The sequence below is a fragment of the Paenibacillus sp. FSL W7-1332 genome (assembly GCF_037969785.1).
GTDB lineage: Bacteria > Bacillota > Bacilli > Paenibacillales > Paenibacillaceae > Paenibacillus_AQ.
Map to the genome: position 1 here is coordinate 1,285,638 of NZ_CP150209.1, position 14,811 is coordinate 1,300,448.

The 14,811-nt window shown below is 46.1% G+C and carries 7 protein-coding genes and 1 pseudogene; all 8 read left to right on the forward strand.

Annotation, left to right across the window (positions count from 1 at the left end; translation table 11 throughout):
- Positions 1–190: 190 nt before the first annotated feature.
- The 8 genes and pseudogenes from MKX98_RS05520 (at position 191) to MKX98_RS05555 (ending at position 14,803) form a co-directional block, all read left to right on the forward strand.
- Complete coding sequence (locus tag MKX98_RS05520) at positions 191–2,719, forward strand: helix-turn-helix domain-containing protein (RefSeq protein WP_339221899.1); 2,529 nt, start codon at positions 191–193, stop codon at positions 2,717–2,719.
- Positions 2,720–2,893: 174 nt separating this feature from the next.
- Positions 2,894–4,222 carry an MFS transporter gene (locus MKX98_RS05525; protein ID WP_339221901.1) on the forward strand — a complete coding sequence of 443 codons (1,329 nt, stop codon included), beginning with the start codon at positions 2,894–2,896 and terminating at the stop codon, positions 4,220–4,222.
- Between the two features lie 45 nt (positions 4,223–4,267).
- Positions 4,268–6,562 carry a glycoside hydrolase family 3 N-terminal domain-containing protein gene (locus MKX98_RS05530; protein ID WP_339221903.1) on the forward strand — a complete coding sequence of 765 codons (2,295 nt, stop codon included), beginning with the start codon at positions 4,268–4,270 and terminating at the stop codon, positions 6,560–6,562.
- A 248-nt stretch (positions 6,563–6,810) separates the two neighbouring features.
- Entirely contained in the window at positions 6,811–8,034 is a 1,224-nt protein-coding gene (locus MKX98_RS05535; RefSeq protein ID WP_339221905.1) for an EndoU domain-containing protein, read from the forward strand.
- A 17-nt stretch (positions 8,035–8,051) separates the two neighbouring features.
- On the forward strand, positions 8,052–8,465 hold the full coding sequence (locus tag MKX98_RS05540) for a hypothetical protein (protein ID WP_339221907.1): 414 nt from the start codon (positions 8,052–8,054) through the stop codon (positions 8,463–8,465).
- A gap of 370 nt (positions 8,466–8,835) precedes the next feature.
- The gene (locus MKX98_RS05545; protein ID WP_339221909.1) at positions 8,836–9,165 is read left to right on the forward strand and encodes a nucleoside triphosphate pyrophosphohydrolase; all 330 of its coding nucleotides are present in this window, start codon (positions 8,836–8,838) and stop codon (positions 9,163–9,165) included.
- Positions 9,146–11,593, forward strand: a pseudogene (locus tag MKX98_RS05550) (DEAD/DEAH box helicase family protein). The gene MKX98_RS05545 and the pseudogene MKX98_RS05550 overlap by 20 nt, the downstream one beginning before the upstream one ends.
- A gap of 57 nt (positions 11,594–11,650) precedes the next feature.
- Complete coding sequence (locus MKX98_RS05555) at positions 11,651–14,803, forward strand: DUF3427 domain-containing protein (protein WP_339221911.1); 3,153 nt, start codon at positions 11,651–11,653, stop codon at positions 14,801–14,803.
- Positions 14,804–14,811 lie beyond the last annotated feature (8 nt).

A 14,811-nucleotide genomic window follows, 5' to 3' on the forward strand; every position in this document is an offset into this window, starting at 1 on the left:
GGATAAATCCAAATACAACAAAATGCCCTGGTCGCGGTTTTAAGACTTCGATCAGGGTGAATTTGTTTTGATTGGAGGTTTGGGAGGTTGCCGCATTTCTGTACAATAGGCTTAGATCTTGAAGCATACTATTTTGTATAATGGACGATAGTACAAAAAAGATACGCAATCTTTGTCTGGGGGGACATCTTTGAAAACGTCCATCTTTGAATTGGTGGAGACAGCGGACGATCTGCCGTTTGATGTATCGCTGCACCGGGTAAATTACGTGGCGAGCCATTGGCATAACAGCGTGGAGATCATATTCGTGCTTTCCGGCAACCTGGAAGTCACCGTCGGAACGGAGCACCACACGATAACCGAAGGCGATGTATTTGTGATTAATTCCAGCCATGTCCATGAGGTCATTGGGCTGGACATGAACATTATCGCCACGTTCCTGATTCCAATGGTGTTTTTGAAGGAAAACATTAAAGGCATCGAGGACATCCGCTTCGAATGCAATTCTTCCACGGTCCGGCCGGAACAGAAAAGCGGGTTGGACCGAATCCGCCAGATGCTGGCTGAGATGGTCGAGCTGAAGCAGAAAAAAGGAGAGGCGTACGAGCTGGATATGGGAATCCGCATGCTGGCCGTGTTTTCCATGCTCATTAAGCAGTTCAAATCCTCCGAAACCGGCGGCGCGATAAACGAGAAATATATGGAGCGCATGCTCCGTATTATCAATTATATCGACGAGCATTACAATGAGCCGATCACCCTGCAATCGATCGCCAAAAAAGAATTTTTGTCCGTACCTTATCTGTCCAAATTTTTCAGTGAAAATATCGGGCTTAATTTCCAATCCTATCTGACAAGCATCCGGTTGAAGAACGCGGTGGAGGAGCTGCTTCGATATGAAGACCTCCCGATCGCGGATCTGGCGTTAAGCCACGGATTTCCCAATGCCAAATCATTTTACACGGCGTTCAAAAACAAATACCGTCAGACCCCTCATGAATACCGTAAACAGTATCGACCTGACCGGGAGACGGAAGCCAAAAAGCAAGACATCTCTTCGAATTATCTTCAGTTTAATCAATCCAGCGCACTGGGGATCATCCGTCAGTATTTACGGCGGACCGAATCGTTGGAGGTTGAAACGATCCAGGCAATCGAAACGAAGACCTATGAGGTGAACGCGGCCGCTCAGGGAAGAAGACTGAAGCATACATGGAAAAATCTCATCACGATCGGGAAAGCGCAGGAAGGGCTGCATGCCGATGTACAACAACAGCTGATCTATCTCCAGCAATACTGTCCGTTCCGGTATTTACGCTTTCACGGGATTTTTGACGACGGGATGATGGTATATGATGAAGACGAGGAAGGGCGGCCGCGCTACAATTTCAGGCAGGTGGACCAGCTGTTCGATTTTATGCTGTCGATTGGCTTGAAGCCGTTCGTAGAGCTGGGATTTATGCCCTCCGCGCTGGCATCCGATCCCGGGAAGACGGTGTTCTACAGAGCCAGCTTTACGAGTCCGCCGAAGTCGCTGGATAAATGGAGCGGACTTATCGACTGCTTCCTTCGCCACTGCATGAACCGTTACGGTGCGGCGGAGGTCGAGAGCTGGAGATTCGAGTTCTGGAACGAGCCGGAATTAATCGTATTTTGGCCCGGATCCGTTCAGGAATATCATGAGCTGTATTTGGCCACCTACAGAACCGTCAAACGGTTATCCGCAGGACTGAAGATCGGCGCGCCCGGCCGGATCATCACCGTGACTTCGCCGGAAACGGCGACGAATTTTTTCGCGTTTTGCCGGAAGAACGATTGTCTTCCTGACTTCATTCCGCTGCATTTTTATCCGCATGAAGAAATCGAAAAACGAATACAACAAGAGGAAGCGGATCTCAAGCAGGACGAAGATCTGTACCGGAAGCTGCTGGAGAAATTCGGAGGGATTTCGCCGAATCCCGATTTTCTTAGGGAAAGACTCGCGATCGAGCTACAGCTGTTAGCTGACCAGGGATTATCCGGCCGCGAGGTATATATGACGGAATGGAATTCGACCGCCTATCACCGCGAATTGACGAACGATACCTTATACAAGGCCGCCTATATCGCCAAAAATATTCTCGATAATCTTGATTCCATCGACGGTTTCGGTTACTGGGTGCTGAGCGACAACATTGAGGAAACGTTCCCGTCACCGCGTTTGTTTCACGGAGGACTTGGGCTCATCGCCCAATATGGGATCCCGAAGCCCGCCATGCATGCGTACGGGCTGCTGGGCAAGCTGGGGGAGACGCTGATTGCACGCGGGGATGGATATATCGTGGCTGCCCGTGGAGATACCATTCAAATCATGACGTATAATTACGTTCATTATGATGATCTTTACGCTCTCGGCGACACTTCGTTTATAGATGAAACGCATAGGTATAACGGATTCAAGGAAGAGAAAATCTTAAAAATCGACATCGCTATTAGCGGGTTGCCTCTGGGAACGTACCGTATGGTTACTCAAACGATTACCCGCAAAACCGGCAGCAGCTACGACAGATGGGTGGAAATGGGGGCACCGGAATCATTGACGGCTGAGGATATCGCTTATCTTAAGCAGAGCTCTCCGTCAAGACAGGTCCAAGTATTGAACCTGGAGAACGGGACGGTGATTGGCTCCACCTTGAAACCGCATGAGGTGCAGCTGATTGAATTAACGCCTATGGTATGAGCGGCAAAGCAAGCTGTGTCAATTTTTAAGCCATTCGGAAAGGATAATTTAAACGCTTTCATAATGAGATTAAAAATCGCCCTATAAGTCTTTAAACAACCGCCTGTCTTCATGAAGGCGGTTTCTTTTATAATTTGGTTGTAATCGTTTTCAAGATCATAGGAGGTTATATAAATGGCTGGAGCTAAAGTAAAAGGACAGGTCAAAACCCCTTTTGGCCGATTGACTTTCGGCGTGATGTTAGGCTACGGCCTGATGATGGTCGCACTCATGACACCGGCGACATTGTTGTTGACATTTAAGATGATTGAGATCGATCCGGATGGATATACGTCGTCTTATGGTCTCGTGGCCGGAATCGGCGCTTTCTTCGCCTTGATCGGTAACCCTTTGGGCGGTGCGATCAGCGATCGGACGATCAATAAATTCGGACGGCGGCGCACCTGGATTTTGCTCGGACCTTTGGTCGGCAGCGCTGCGCTTCTGATGATTGGCTGGACATCCTCGTTATGGCTCATCATCGTAGGATGGGCGATTGCGCAGCTGTTCTTCAACTTTGGGATGGCGGCGTACACGGCACTTATTCCCGATCAGGTGAAAGAAGAAAAACAAGGCACGATTTCCGGACTGCTCGGCATGTCCTTACCGCTCGGGATCGTAGTCGGGATGGTATTGATGACATTGTTAACGGACGTCTCCTCAGCCGCGAAATGGACACTTATTGCCGCGATCGGCATCGTGGGTCCGATCATCAGCTTGTTTCTCATTCAAGAAGGAAAAGTGGAAATTATCGGCGATGATAACACGGTCGTGCCGCTCAGAGAGAAACTGAGCAAGATTTACCCAAGTCCGCGGCGGTTCCCGGCGTTTTCTTGGGCGGTCGCTTCGAAATTTCTGATGATGATGGGGTACTGCAGCAGCCTTTACCTCACGGTGATGCTCGTCAACCGGATGGGTTACACGGAAGCCCAAGCTACGGCCAGCGTGGCTAGCGTGAATATTATTTCCACGATTGCCATGTCGTTGACCAGTATTTTCGGCGGGGTGTTATCGGATAAATTCCGGAAGCAGAAACCGTTCTTGTATGTGTCTGCATTCATTATGGTGATTGCCGTACTGATATTTGCGTTTGTTCCTCATTACTTGGCTTATGTCATCGCATCCGCGGTGCTTGGTCTCGGATTCGGCTGTTTTTCCGCCGTCGATATGGCTTTGGTGGCGCGCATTCTGCCGCGGAAAGAAGACTCAGCCAAAGACTTTGGCATTATGAACGTGGCAAACGCATTGCCGCAATCGATCGTTCCGGCGATTGCACCGCTTCTGTTAAGCGCAGGCACGTCGATTGGAATTGGCAGTTGGACGTTCTTCTACCTCGTCCTTGCCATATTCACGGCAATCGGCATGGTATCCATCAAGCCGCTGCCGGAAGTAGGCGAACCGGTAGCTACAGATAACGGAACCGAAGCTGTTGACAGCAGCCTTGCGCCTGCAACTATGAACTGAAGGTAAACTCGGATTGAAATAAAGAGAATCGGGGAGAGAGAGAACATGAGAAACCATACTCTAGATACGATCAATAAGACAGAAGAAACCGTTCAATATGTAAAAAATCCCGGCGGCCCGACTTTGGGCTACAATCAGGAATCGGGCGTGGGCCTGATCGAGCAGGACGGCTTGTTCTTCAAGGATTTAAGCCGTGACGGCAAGCTGGACAAATATGAGGACTGGCGGTTGTCGCCGGAGGAACGGGCGAAAGACCTGGCGTCGAAAATGACGGTCGAGCAAATGGCCGGCCTGATGCTGTACAGCCGCCATCAGTCGATTCCTGCGCTTAGTAATGGCTGGTTCTCAGGCACGTACGGCGGGAAAACGTATGAGGAGAGCGGAGCGAAGCCTTGGGAACTGACCGATGAGCAGATCGCATTTTTGGTCAAAGACCATGTGCGGCACGTGCTTGTGACCGCGGTAGAAAGTCCGGAAGTCGCGGCGCGCTGGAACAACAAAATACAGGCGTTTGCCGAAGGAACCGGCTTCGGTATTCCGGCGAACAATAGCTCCGATCCCCGCCATGCCTCGGATTCAAGCTCCGAATTCAACGCGGGTGCGGGCGGTCATATCTCGATGTGGCCCGAGACATTGGGCCTGGCTGCAACTTTCGATCCCGAGATCACGAGGAAGTTCGGGGTGATCGCTTCCCGGGAATATCGCGCGTTAGGGCTAGCAACCGCCCTGTCTCCGCAAATCGATATCGCCACGGAGCCGCGCTGGTTCCGGTTTAACGGCACGTTTGGCGAAGATTCGAAGCTTGCTGCCGATATGGCCCGCGCTTATGTCGACGGCTTCCAAGCTTCCGAAGGCGAACGGGAAATCGCGGACGGTTGGGGTTATGACAGCGTCAATGCGATGGTGAAGCATTGGCCGGGAGGAGGATCGGGCGAAGCCGGCAGGGACGCCCATTACAGCTGTGGGAAGTATGCGGTGTATCCGGGAAACAACTTTGACGAGCATTTGGTGCCTTTTGTTGACGGGGCATTCAAGCTGGACGGCAAAACTGAGAAGGCGTCAGCTGTCATGCCGTATTACACGATCTCCTCCGGTCAGGACACCGTAAACGGCGAAAATGTCGGCAACTCCTATAATTCGTACCTGATTCGGGATTTGCTGCGCGGGAAATACGGCTATGACGGCGTCGTATGCACGGACTGGATGATCACGGCCGACGTCTCCGGTCCCAAGGATTCTTTTCTGAGCGGAAAACCATGGGGCGTAGAGGATTTGACCGTGGCCGAGCGCCATTACATGCTGCTGATGGCCGGGGTTGACCAATTCGGCGGCAATAATGAGATCGAGCCGGTGTTGGAGGCTTACAAGCTGGGGGTTCGCGAACACGGTGAAGCCTATATGCGTGAACGGTTCGAGCAATCGGCCGTCCGGCTGCTGAAAAATATGTTCCGCCTCGGCTTGTTTGAAAATCCGTACCTCGATCCACATGAGAGCGTCAAGCTGGTTGGCAACCCCGAATATATGCGGGAAGGTTATGAAGCGCAGCTTAAATCGATCGTCATGCTCAAAAACAAAAACGGGGTGCTTCCGCTTCGTGCGAAGAGCAAAGTATACATCCCCAAACGTTTTCTCCCGCCGGGGAAAGACTGGTTCGGTAATCCGACGCCGGAGAGCTACGATTATCCGGCCAACCTGGAGGTCGTCTCGAAATATTTCGAAGTAACCGACAATCCGGACGAAGCGGAATTCGCCCTTGTCTTTATCACATCACCGAAGTCCGGTACCGGCTACAGCCAAGAGGATGAGGAGCAGGGCGGGAACGGTTATGTGCCGATCAGCCTGCAGTACAAGCCGTATACGGCGGAATATGCCCGGGAAGTCAGCCTGGCCGGCGATGAACACGGGAATGAACCGCGGAACCGTTCTTACAAGGGAAAAACCGTCACTCCGCATAATACGACGGACTTAGATATGGTACTGGAGACGAAGGAAAAAATGAAAGGAAAACCCGTCATCGTCTCAATACTGTTAACCAATCCAACGGTTGTTTCGGAATTTGAAGCGGAAGTGGACGCCATTCTGGCAAACTTCGGCGTTCAGGATCAGGCGATGATGGAGGTATTGACGGGAGCAGCGGAGCCGTCCGGGCTGCTGCCGATGCAAATGCCCGCCCATATGCGAACCGTCGAAGAGCAGTTCGAAGATGTCGCGCACGATATGGAATGCCATGTCGATACGGAGAAGCATGTATATGACTTTGCCTTCGGGATGAACTGGAGCGGCTTGATCGAGGATGAACGAACGATGAAATACCGTAAAAGCAGACTCTTTTTAACCTAAATAAGAGAGGAGCTGTTCCATTGCCATGATGATGGCTTTTGGGACAGCTTCTTTGTATTTTAGGGATGTTTGTGTAATCATAACACAAGCCAGTCTTAATCAACGGAGGGTACCGATGAATGAAGCGATACCGTTTGACCGAATCTATCAGGTTGATCGGGCAAAGGCGAGAAATTCAGGACCTTGGAATGTTTTCCAGTTATTTGTATTTTGGTATAATCTGTTTAGCAAATAATGGAGTGATATAAATGCCCAAAATCCAGGTTCCACCCGAATTGCTGATTCAAGTCGCTGAGAAGTTCCGTTTACAGTCCCTGCAAATGGAATGGATGATAAGTTCACTTGACCATCAAATGAATGCCATGCTGATGTGGGAGGGGACGACGCGGCAGCGTTTTTTTGAAGACTTTCATAGAGCCCGCAGTGAAATGACCCGGACGATTGAATACATGAGTTCAATTAGTGATGAATTAAAACGCATTGCTTATCGATTTATATTAGTAGATGAAGAGCTATTGCCTCTTGCTCTGGTAGGCAGAAAAGAGGAGCCCAAAACTTGGCTTGAAAAGGCCTGGGGCAGCTTGAAGGAATTAGGAAACGGAATAATGGATGCTTCTAATGAGCGATATGATAAACGGTATTCTTCGGTGTGGAGCTTTCTGGATTACTGGACAGCTGGCATACCCAAAGGTGCTTACCAAGGATATGTCGAAAGAGCTGATAAGCTATTTGATTCCCCGAATGACTTCGCCAATGGCATGACCTTTGGAGTACATGGAACTATTAGAGAAGCTATTTTTCCTACAAAGGCTTGGTCTACAGAACATGTAGCTAGTATCATAGGAGCAGCAGGAATTGCTACGGGTGCAACAGTACCTCTTATGAAACCGAAAGATATATTGAGTCCAAGGGTTAAGTATGAAGTTAGAAAAGGTAATGATGGATTGCAGCGTGATGAAGATGGAGGGGGAACGCCGAAGAAGGTAGAGGGTGCGGATAATGGTGGTTCTGGTGAAAGTGTAGTTTTAAACAAAACTATAATTAGTCCAGAGATCGAACAAAAGATACTATTTGGGAGAAGAAACGAACCAACATCAAAAAAGCCGAATGGTGTTGTGGGAGGTCATTCACCTAATATAAATAATTCGCATCCTGATTTCGCGGTAGAGGAATTAAGAATTAATCCTGATGGGACAAAAGATATAAAATTTTACACACAATTTCCAGATGGGAAGATTTCAAATGTTAAGTCAAGTACTATTTTTCCAGACTCATGGACTGATACTGAGGTAATCAATGCTGTTAAAGAAGTTGGTGATAAGCCAAGTATTGGTACTCGTGTTGACATAGAAGGTGTAAAAACACTGCACACTGGAACTGTCAATGGGGTAAAAATAGATGTTATTAAAATGGGCGATGATGTGATTTCAGCCTATCCAGTAGGAACAAAGCCGACGCCAGGTTTTAAATAAAAGAAGGAGGTATTAAAATGTATAAGGAACTTGATACACTTTTAACAGATTTTCAAGATGCAGATAATTACTGGTATGACGTTGGTTGTTTAACTGCTGAAAAATTAATTAAAATGTTTAAACAAGAAGATTGGAATAAGTTATCAAATGACCTATTGACAAAATCTCTAGGTTGGCAAAAAAAATTAGCTTATTGTTTAGGTGATGACTCCAATTTGGAAGAGTTAAAAATTTTACTAACTTTAGCGAGTGTTGAGGACGCTGATTTATTTGAAGTCTGTATTGACTCTTTAAGGAGTTTTACCAGTGAAGAAAATAGACGAATAATACGTGAAAACCGTTTTATTATAGAAAAAGTAAAGGAAATTATACCTGAAGCTGGCGTAGTATCAAGAGAAATATTTCATGACTTTCTTGATAATATAGAGTAATCAAAAATCAATAAACAATAGACGAAATAACGGGTCTGTTAAAATGACATGAAGGTTTCTTGAATTAGTTGTACTCAATGAATGCTTTAATTTTATAACGTTAATATCGCTCTTACGTTACATTAATGGCTGTAGCTGCTAAAGTCTACAGCCTATTATTTTGCAGTGATACACACAAGTAGCCTAACAGCGATTGTAACGGGTAAATTAAATCGATGGCAATAAGACGTGGTTCAAGAGAATGCCTAAAAGTAGAGCTCCTCATCTAGGTAACTTATAAACTTCGTTTAACGCAAGGAAGCTTCTTCGAACGATATTTTGATATGATACAATGTAAATACATAATTAACCATGTAAAGGATGAGAATCTATGCCGGTTTACAATAAGCTAGTTCGGGATCTGATCCCCCAAGTCATTGAAGCTACAGGCAAAGAATTTCGCACACGGATCTTGGATGAGGAAGAGTATAAGAAAGAATTGATCATAAAACTTAAAGAAGAGTCGGAGGAATACTTTGCCGCTGAAAGTTCAAAGGAGTCATTGGAAGAGCTTGCAGATATGCTTGAGGTTATCCGGGCATTGGCGGTCGTACATGGAGCAACATGGGAAGAGCTTGAAGCCTTGAGAGAGAAGAAGGCGGAAGCTCGAGGCGGATTCCAAGAACGGGTGTATCTAATTGATGTCGACGACAACGCTTAATGTCAAACTAATAACAGAAAACTTAGCAGACGATTTAATCACCGGGATGCAGAATGCTTCCGGAATCTATATTATGACTTCGTTCGTTATGCAGTAGGGAGTGCGTTTGTTGGCGCCCCATTTGAAAGGTGCGATCGAACGGGGAGCCGAGGTAAAGGTTCTCGCTGGGGATTATTTATTCGTTACGCAGCCTGAAGGTTTGCAGGCATTACGTGATATCGATACCCGACTGGAGGCAAGGTTATGGCGCAGTATGGGGACTTCCTTTCACCCAAAAGCCTATTTGTTTGACTACGAAAACGGTGAAGGGCTCCTTATCGTCGGTTCCTCTAACTTCTCCATGTCCGCCATGAGAATGGGGATGGAGTGGAACCTGGCTATGAATGCAAAGGCCGAGCCTTATACGTTCCAAGTCGCGCTTGAAAAGTTTATGCAAAACTTTTATCACGATTCTACGCTGCCGCTCAATGACAACACCATTTCTCTGTATGAAGAAGAATATCGGGCGTACCACCGTAAAAATCCAGAGTTAATTCGAATGATAACCGAAATGGAGGAGAATGAGTACCGAACCGAAAACGCTAGCGATCCTGTTGAGGATAAGGTTTCTGAAGACGAACAAGCGTCTATTCATCCACGTTTTGCTCAGATTGATGCTCTTGACGCTCTAGAGAGAACGTTAGAAGAAGAATATGACAAAGCCATGGTCGTTATGGCCACCGGACTCGGTAAAACCTATCTAGCAGGTTTTTTCGCCCAGCGTTTTCAACGGGTATTGTTCATTGCGCATCGAGAAGAAATTCTTTATCAAGCCAAACGGTCATTCCAGCGCATCATGCCGGACAAAACTTTCGGTATCTATAACGGTGTCAAAAAAGAAGGGAACGCGGATTGCGTGTTTGCTTCAATCTACACGCTAGGGATGAAGAAGCATCGTGAATCGTTCGCACCGGACGGATTTGATCTTATCGTGGTGGACGAATTCCATCATGCAGCTGCAAACTCATACCAATCGGTTATCCAGTATTTTAAGCCGAAGTTTTTACTTGGCATCACGGCAACACCAGACCGAATGGATGGGAAGGATGTGTATGCCCTTTGTAATGGCAACGTCGCGTACCAGATTCATTTCATTGAAGCCATCCGTCGCGGCTGGTTGTCCCCATTCCAATATTACGGGGTCTATGACGATACAGATTATTCATCCATTCGGTGGCTCGGAACGCATTATGATGACGAGCAGTTGACTGCAGCTCAGTTGAGAGAGTCGCTGGCAGACAAGATCTACGATGCCTGGAACGAGCATAAGCAAACACGGACGATTGGCTTTTGCTCATCAATCCGACAAGCGGATTTTTTGTCGGGGTATTTTCAAGATAGAGGAGTAGCTGCGGTCAGCCTTCACTCTGGAGCCGTAGGAATCACGAGGGGAGAGGCAATAGACCGTCTAGATAGAGGAGATTTAGAAGTCATATTTACGGTAGATTTGTTCAATGAGGGAGTGGATATTCCTAGTGTGGATACCCTGCTTTTTGTCCGACCGACCGAATCCTTAACCGTATTTACACAGCAGGTTGGCCGGGGACTGCGGTTATCGGAGCAAAAGACGCATTGCACAATCATTGACCTCATCGGAAATTATCGTAATGCAGACGTGAAGCTTCGATTATTCGCCACTGACGGTGACGGAAAGAAAACGGTAAAGGAACCGATCATCCCGACTGTGCCGGATGGATGCGAACTCCATTTGGAGACATCTGTTGTTAACCTCCTGGATGAACTAAGCCGTAAGAAACTGCCACATCGCGAGCGTCTGCACCGTTCTTTCCTTGATCTCAAGAATGAGCTCGGTCGAATCCCTACATATTTGGAGCTTCACCTTCATGGGAGCTCGAACAGCTGGGAATATCGGAATGAATTCGGTTCTTATATCGGATTTCTCCTCTGGGCCGAATGCTTAACGAAGGAAGAGGAGGAGATTTATTATCAATATGAGGCTTGGCTACGTGATGTCGAGAAGACCGTCATGACCAAGAGTTATAAAATGATCGTGCTCCTGTATATGCTCGAGCGTGGGCCCGAACATTGGGCAGAATCAGTTCCCCCTCAGGAAGTAGCGCCATTCTTCCACGAATACCTAATGGAAAAGGAATACCGGAGAAGAATCGATTTCTCCGATAAGGATTCGAAACGACTCTGGGAATACAATGAGACCGGAGTTAGCCAGCTCATCGAGCGGATGCCAATGACAAAATGGGGTTCGGCTAAAGGCAGTATGACCCGCTTCGAGGAGGGTGTGTTTAGTCTAAGATTTGAACCTGCCCCTGAGCATGGAGCCGTTTTGCACCAGTGGACGAAAGAAATCTGCCTATATAGGCTGCATCATCATTTTGAACGTAAAGAGCAGAAGCAGGGACCCCTTCAGTGATGAGGGGGTTTTCAAATATTAAATCGCTTGCTCAAACAATTAAGGAGTTGCTGCTATATGAAACAGGGCCTTTATGAGCAGATTATAAATAATCTTACTAGAAGAGAATTATTGACTTTGGATAGTTCCTTATACGAAATTGGGATTGAGCCATTAGATCCGGAGGAAGCACGCAAGGTGCTCTCTAATTACTTAGGCACCGTGATTCGTAGAGCTTTGAAAATCATTCGGGAAAGTAGCAATGATGATGAAGCACTCCTTTTACAGGTACGTGCCTGTAATGAAATTATTGCCACTCTACGTAACACACTGGACAATGAAGAATTAAGGGAGTGGCAGCTTGATGAACAGGGTGAGGTTTTAACCTATGTCTATTCCAAACTAAATCATATTCGAGGCATCAAGGAGTCTAAGGTTCATCGTCCTACAACCCCCTTGTCTCAAAGTTCATTGTTTACGGGTTCACATTCTGAGCCTAATATGATGAGTGAGCTTAAAGCAGAGATTATTACTTCGGATCAGGTTGATCTGTTGGTTTCTTTCATTAAATGGAGCGGGCTACGTTTCCTAATGGAGCAGTTAGAGGAGTTCACGGCAAATGGAGGCCGGTTACGTGTCATAACAACGACCTATATGGAAGCAACGGATTACAAGGCTGTGACAGAATTAAGTAAACTCCCGAACACAGAAATCAAAATCTCATACGATACAGAGCGAACACGGTTACATGCGAAGGCATATCTGTTTAAAAGAGACACTGGATTTACTACAGCATACGTCGGATCATCTAATCTTTCAAATCCTGCTCTTACGAGTGGCTTAGAATGGAACTTAAAAGTTACGGAGAAGGATTCTTATGACGTCCTACGGAAGATAGAGGCAACCTTTGAGAGTTATTGGAACGATCGTGAATTTAAAAGTTTTTCCTTTGCGGATCAGGAGCATCAATTGCTTCTCCAGCAGGCACTTGGCAAAAAGAAAGAACATGAGCGAATTCAGGTAACCTTCCCATTTACCCTTACGCCTTACGATTATCAGAAGGAAATCCTTGAGAAGCTCGAGGCTCAGAGAGTGATATATGGAAGAACGAGAAATCTACTAGTGGCGGCTACGGGAGTAGGAAAGACGGTTGTTTCTGCTTTCGACTACAAACGGTTTGCCGCCCGGAATCAAAAGTCGAGATTACTCTTCGTAGCCCATCGTGAGGAAATTCTAAAGCAAAGCTTGGACACCTTCCGTTTTATATTGAAAGACCTGAATTTTGGAGAACTTCACGTAGGGAGTAACCAGGCCGATTCGATTGATCATCTATTTATTAGTATTCAAAGCTTCAATACTTTAAAACTCACTGAAAAAACCACTCGGGATTTTTATGATTACATCATCGTTGATGAGTTTCATCATGCCGCAGCCCCTTCTTATCAAACGCTACTGGCATATTATCAGCCACAAATTTTATTAGGTTTGACAGCTACGCCTGAGCGAATGGATGGGAAAGATATTTTGCACTACTTTAATGATACAATTGCAGCAGAGATACGCCTAACAGATGCCATTGATCGAAAACTGCTCTGTCCCTTTCATTACTTCGGTGTGACGGATAATGTCGATTTGTCTCAGGTCAAGTGGTCAAGGCGAGGATACGATCTAAATGAGCTTGAAAATTTATATTCCCATAATAAAATTCGGGCAAGCCAAGTTATAAACAGTCTAAAGAAATATGTAACCGATTTGGATGAAGTGAAGGGCCTCGGTTTTTGCGTGAGTGTTGATCATGCACTTTACATGGCTAAAGTTTTCAATGAGTCGGGGATAGCCGCGACTGCCTTGCATGGAAAGTCAAGTAACGATGAGCGGAGCTCTGCAAAGAGAAGATTAGTGTCAGGGGAAATCAAAGTGATCTTCGTTGTAGATCTTTATAATGAAGGGGTAGATATACCGGAGATTAACACGGTTTTATTCCTTCGTCCCACAGAGAGCTTGACCGTATTCTTACAACAGCTTGGACGTGGACTTCGTTTGGCAGAAGGAAAAGAATGTTTAACGGTTCTTGATTTTATTGGGCAAGCCCATAAAGAATATAATTTCCAGGAGAAGTTTAGAGCAGTGCTTGGTAAAACAAAGCATTCTATACAGCATTATGTCGAGAATGGTTTCTCGAGCCTGCCACGTGGAAGCTTTATTCAGCTTGAGAGGCAAGCTCAGGAATACATCCTGAGAAATATTAAGCAAACCACAATCAATAAGAGAAGTCTTATTGAGAAGCTGAAACACTTTACAGAAGATACCGGATTAAGCCTGACACTTGATCATTTTACTCAGTATCACGGAATGAGTCTTTACGAGTTTTATGGTGGACGTAATGGGAGACGGACATTTCGAGGATTGATGGCTGAGGCGGATCTGATCGAACCATTCGAATTCGAGAATATGGAGTATCTGATAAAACGTATTCCAGCTTTATTAAGCATAAACTCCAGGAGATTTCTAAGTTTTTTAATCGACTATCTTGAGGATCCTGGGAAAGCCGCACGTACAGAAGAAGAACGACTGATGTTAAATATGTTTTACTATACCTTCTACCGATCAGAACCGAAGAAACAAGGTTTTCTGGACATTAACCAGGCTATTCAGTCTATTGTTTCCTATAAAGAGTTCAGGGATGAGATCATTGAAATATTAAAGCATAATTACGCACACATTAACTTTGTTGATAAAAAGAATGAATTCCCATTCGTATGTCCATTAGACTTACATTGTACATATTCAACGGACCAAATTTTGGCGGCCTTTGGTTTTTGGAATGAAGAGAAGGCCCCAGCCTTTCGTGAGGGTGTGAAATATTTCGAGGATAAGAAAACGGATATTTTCTTTATTACGCTAAATAAATCCGACAAGGACTTTTCTCCTTCTACTTTGTATGAAGATTACGCCATAAATGAACGCCTGTTTCACTGGCAAACACAAAGTCGTATTTCGGAAGAAACGAATACGGCTAAGCGATATATCCATCATAGACAGACGGGAAACAGAATTGCATTATTTGTCCGTGAATACAAAGAGGAGAATAATTATACTTCGCCTTTTGTTTTCTTAGGAGAAGCTGAGTATGTGAGGCATGAAGGCAATAAACCAATGAGTATTGTGTGGAGGTTGAAAGAAGAGATGCCTCCGGAATTAGTACCGGCAGCAAATAAGGCTATTGGGTAGGGGGTGAA